Here is a 4,398-nt window from a genome sequence, read left to right on the forward strand (position 1 = left end):
CGCACCGTGACCGCGGTCGCCAAGACGGTCACCCCGCACGTGGCCAGCGTGCAGACCCGCCGCGGCGGCGGCTCGGCGGTGGTGTTCACCGACGACGGTTTCCTGCTCACCAATGCGCACGTGGTGGGTGAATCCTCGGGCGGGACCGTGGTGTTCGCCGACGGGCTGGAAGCGAAATTCGATGTGGTGGGCGTGGATCCGCTCTCGGATCTGGCCGTGCTGCGGGCCCGCGGTGGCGCGCCACCGGCGGTCGAACTCGGCGATGCCGACCGCCTGGTGGTGGGCCAGCTGGTGGTCGCGGTCGGCTCTCCGCTGGGGCTGGCCGGATCGGTGACCGCGGGCGTGGTGAGCGCGCTGGGCCGCTCGGTGCCGGTGGGCAATCGCCGCACCGCCCGCGTCATCGAGGACGTGATCCAGACCGACGCCGCCCTCAACCCCGGCAATTCCGGTGGGGCGCTGGCGGATTCGGCCGGTCGGGTGGTCGGGATCAATACCGCGGTCGCCGGAATCGGGCTGGGCCTGGCCATTCCGATCAACGCCACCACCCGGCGCATCATCAGCACTCTGCTCACCGAGGGCCGGGTGCGGCGCGCCTACCTGGGCGTGGTCGGGGTGCCCGCGCCGCTGCCCACCGCGGTGGCCGCGCGCACCGGGCAGGACGCGGGCCTGCGCATCGTCGAGGTGGTGCGCGGCGGCCCGGCCGAACGCGCGGGCCTGCGGCGCGGGGATCTGGTGCTCAGCATCTCCGCCACGGAAATCCGTGACGCGCAGGGCATTCAGCGGCAGTTGTTCGCCGACGCCATCGGGCGCTCACTGCCGGTGACGGTGCTGCGCAACGGCGCGATGGTGGATGTCATCGCGGTGCCGACCGAGCTCACGGTCGACTGACATCCGCCGTTCAGGACGCCGAGCGCTCCCGCACGGCGTCCGGCTGCCAGATCTCGGAGAGCTCGTCGAGGGGGATGTCGAGGGCCCGGCTCAGCGCCACCACGGTCCCGAAGGCGGGCGTCGGCAGCCGCCCGGATTCGATCTTGCGCAGGGTCTCGGGCGAAATGCCCGCGGCGGCGGCCACTTCCAGCAGATCCCGCTGCGCGCGGGCGGCGCGCAGCGCGCCACCGAGACGGCGGCCCGCCTCGAGCTGGGCGGGCGTGAGGGGCAGTCGGACCATGCCCGCCACCCTACGGTTGGTATTTAAATACCGCAACCCGCTACGGTAGGTATAAAAATACCAATCCAGGAGGTTGTCATGGTCGAGCTCAAGAGCCCGGCGGAAATCCAGCGCATGGCGGTGACCGGGCGCTTCGTCGCCGACGTGCTGAGTGAACTGCGCGAGAAGGCCCGGATCGGAGTGAACCTCCTCGAACTGGAGGCCGTGGTGCGCGAACGCATCCGCGAACGCGGCGCGGTCTCCTGCTACTGGGACTACTCGCCCTCCTTCGGGCGCGGGCCGTTCCGCAATACCGTGTGCCTGTCGGTCAACGACGCCGTGCTGCACGGACTTCCGTTCGACTACACGCTGCGCGACGGCGACGTGCTCACCATGGATCTGGCCGTCGGCATCGACGGCTGGGTCGCCGACTCGGCCGTCACCGTCATCGTCGGCACCCCCGATCCCGAGGACACGCGCCTGGTCCGCGCCACCGAGGACGCCCTCGAAGCGGCGATCGCCGTGGCCCGCCCCGGAAACACCATCGGCGACCTCTCCGCCGCCATCGCCGCCGTCGCGCACGCGGGCGGCTACCCGATCAACACCGAGTTCGGCGGCCACGGCCTGGGTCGCACCATGCACGAGGACCCGCACATTCCGAATCAGGGTCGCGCCGGCCGGGGTTTCCGCCTGCGCCCGGGCCTGACCATCGCCATCGAACCCTGGTTCGCCCGCGGCACCGACCGCATCGTCACCGATCCGGACGGCTGGACCCTGCGCGCGGCCGACGGTTCGCGCACGGCACATTCCGAGCACACCGTCGCCATCACCGACGCCGACCCGCTGGTACTGACCCGCGCCTCCTGACACGGGTTCACTGCGCATCGCCGCGCTGGTCTTCTCGACATCGATCCCTTCGGTGAGCGGGCGCTTAGCAATGTGGGCTTGACCACACCGCTGTGATCCAGCTAACGTCTCGCCGCGAACTAAGCGCCCGCTTAGTTTAGCTGTGACCGGGCCTACGTCCACCCTGACGAAATCCCGGCCGACTCTGCTGTTCACCTGGTCCGGCCAGGTGCCTGCTCGTGAAGGAACGCTGATGAGGAAGATCGCCGCCACCTCCGCCCTGCTGATCGGCTCCGCCGTGCTCGGCTGCGGCACCGCCCACGCCGCCCCCGCCGACGCGGCGCCGGTGCACTTCACCGCCGGGGCGACCGAGGACGGCACCGCGGTGATCCGCACCGACGCGGGCTCGATGCGCGTCGACAACGGCGTGTTCAAGATCGAGGGCGCGGACGGCAGCCTGCTCGCCGGGACCGAATTGTCCTTCCGCGTGGACGATTTCGTCTTCCCGATCACCGCGGACATCGCCGACCGCACCGCCACCCTGACCCCGCGATTCGATGTCGCGCACGCGGTCTACCAGCCGGTCGCCCAGTCCGTCGCCCTCGACGACGGCGCTCAGCGCGAGGCCCTGGCCTGGCAGCGGCTGACCTCCACCATCCTCACCGGGGCCGCGCTGGGCACCGCGACCGGCGCGGTCGGCGGCGCGGCCATCGGCTGCCTGGCGGGCGGGGTGATCGCGGGCGGCGGCGCGACGCTGGCCACCGGCATCATCGGCGGCATCTTCTCGTTCCTGCCCGCGGCCGCGGTTGGGTGCCTGGCCGGTGCCGCGGCGGTGTCCGCGCTGGGCACCGTGGGCGGCGCGCTGCTGGTGACGCTGCCGGTCGCGGTCGGCGCGGCGATCCAGTACTACTCCACGATCAACGCGCCGCTGCCCCCGGCCAAGCCCGCCGCCTGACCCGGACCCGCGCCGGATCCCCCGCGCCAACGTGGATCCGGCGCTCCCACACCGGCCGGGCGTCCCTCGCGCCCGGCCGGTGGCCGGACAAGGCACACCCGGAGGCCGCACAAGGCGCTCAGCCGGTGGCAGGAGGCGCATTCAGCCGGTGACCGGACTAATTACTCAGCCGGTGGCCGGATGAAATACTCACTGGGAGATACTCATTCGATGGGTAACGACGACGTAACGCCGAACGCCGAAAGCGGCAGCCGCGACACCGCCGCGGTGGCGCATCTCGAGCTGTCCCAGCGCCGCTTCCCCGAAGGCCAGCGCCGGATCTTCCTCGCCGCCATCGACGCCTTCTCCGAGCGCGGCTTCCACGCCACCACCACCCGCGATATCGCGGCCCGCGCCGGGCTCAGCCCCGCCGGGCTCTACGTGCACTTCGGCTCCAAAGAGGAAGTGCTCTACCGCATCTCGCTGTCATCGATGCGCCTGACCCACCAGGTCGCCACCGCCGCCGCGGCATCCCCCGGCACCGCCGCCGAGCATCTCACCGCCGTGGTCCGCGACCTGACGGTGTGGCACGCCGAGCACGCGGCGTCGGTGAAGGTGGTGCTGCATCACCTCACCGACCTCACCGCCGAACACCGCGGCGAGGTCATCGACATCCAGATCGCGATCCACCGTTTGGTCCGCGACCTGGTCGCGCGGGGCGTCGCCGACGGCGTCTTCGACGTCGCCGACTCCCACGCCACCACCCTGGCCCTGATGTCGCTGTGCGTGGACACTTCCCGCTGGTACCAGCCCGACTACCGCCGCACCCCCGACCAGATCGGCGCCGACTACGCGGCGCTCGCCCTGCGTATGGTGGGCGCGAGCACCAACTGAGTCCGGGTCACGATTTCCCGGAATCGCTTGCCGCAGCGGATATTTCGGCCAGCATAGCCTCGGCGCGGGCCTTGTCCTCGGCGGGCGCGCTCGCCCCGAAGCGCCGCAGGCCGGCCTCGAGCACCCGGATGGCCGCCTTGTCGTCGTTCTTCATCACGCTGAGGATGCGGGCATTGTCGAGCACCCGGGCCAGGCCCTCGAGTTGTTTCGAGCCGCCGTATTCGACGTCGGGTTCATCGCGCTGGATATAGATGACGGTGTTGCCGACCGGATCGACGACCGTGAACCGAGTCTGGCCGGGCCGGAATCGGGTGATGCGCGGCGCGCCCTTGGCCGGGATCCGGCCGTACCGGTCGCGCAGCGCGGTCTTGAACTCGGCATGCCAGCCCGCCACCTCGTCGACCAGCACCAAGCAGGACACGTGGGCCTCCTCCGCGGACGGCAGGTCCTTCGGGGTCGGCCCGAAGTGCAGCTCGAAGCCATCGCCGGGCCGTTCCCCACCGAGGTGATCTCCGAACTGGTCGGGGTGCCCGAGGGCGACCGCGAGATGCTGCGCAAGCTCGGCATGGAGATCATG

General features: G+C 71.1%; 6 protein-coding genes. 4 read left to right on the forward strand and 2 right to left on the reverse strand.

All coding sequences use genetic code 11. The features are described 5' to 3' along the window. A partial coding sequence (locus ACWELQ_RS39365) for a S1C family serine protease (RefSeq protein WP_452402096.1) occupies window positions 1-888 on the forward strand: 888 nt, incomplete at its 5' end. A 10-nt stretch (window positions 889-898) separates the two neighbouring features. On the opposite strand, the gene ACWELQ_RS39370 is transcribed toward ACWELQ_RS39365, so the two are convergent. After that, the gene (locus ACWELQ_RS39370; RefSeq protein ID WP_452402097.1) at window positions 899-1,168 is read right to left on the reverse strand and encodes a helix-turn-helix transcriptional regulator; all 270 of its coding nucleotides are present in this window, start codon (window positions 1,166-1,168) and stop codon (window positions 899-901) included. 78 nt (window positions 1,169-1,246) lie between these two features. Here ACWELQ_RS39370 and map point away from each other — a divergent pair, with 78 nt between their 5' ends. The 3 genes from map (at window position 1,247) to ACWELQ_RS39385 (ending at window position 3,821) form a co-directional block, all read left to right on the forward strand. Further along, window positions 1,247-2,014 (forward strand): type I methionyl aminopeptidase, encoded by a 768-nt coding sequence (gene map, locus ACWELQ_RS39375; protein ID WP_452402098.1) that lies wholly within the window; start codon window positions 1,247-1,249, stop codon window positions 2,012-2,014. Window positions 2,015-2,246: 232 nt separating this feature from the next. After that, window positions 2,247-2,948, forward strand: a complete 702-nt coding sequence (locus tag ACWELQ_RS39380; RefSeq protein ID WP_452402099.1) for a hypothetical protein — start codon at window positions 2,247-2,249, stop codon at window positions 2,946-2,948. 210 nt (window positions 2,949-3,158) lie between these two features. Continuing rightward, window positions 3,159-3,821, forward strand: coding sequence for a TetR family transcriptional regulator (locus tag ACWELQ_RS39385; protein ID WP_452402100.1), 663 nt, complete (start codon window positions 3,159-3,161; stop codon window positions 3,819-3,821). 7 nt (window positions 3,822-3,828) lie between these two features. Here ACWELQ_RS39385 and ACWELQ_RS39390 read toward each other — a convergent pair whose 3' ends face one another. Then, window positions 3,829-4,242, reverse strand: a complete 414-nt coding sequence (locus ACWELQ_RS39390) for a hypothetical protein (protein WP_452402101.1) — start codon at window positions 4,240-4,242, stop codon at window positions 3,829-3,831. Window positions 4,243-4,398: the final 156 nt, after the last annotated feature.

This window comes from Nocardia sp. NPDC004722, from assembly GCF_053601505.1.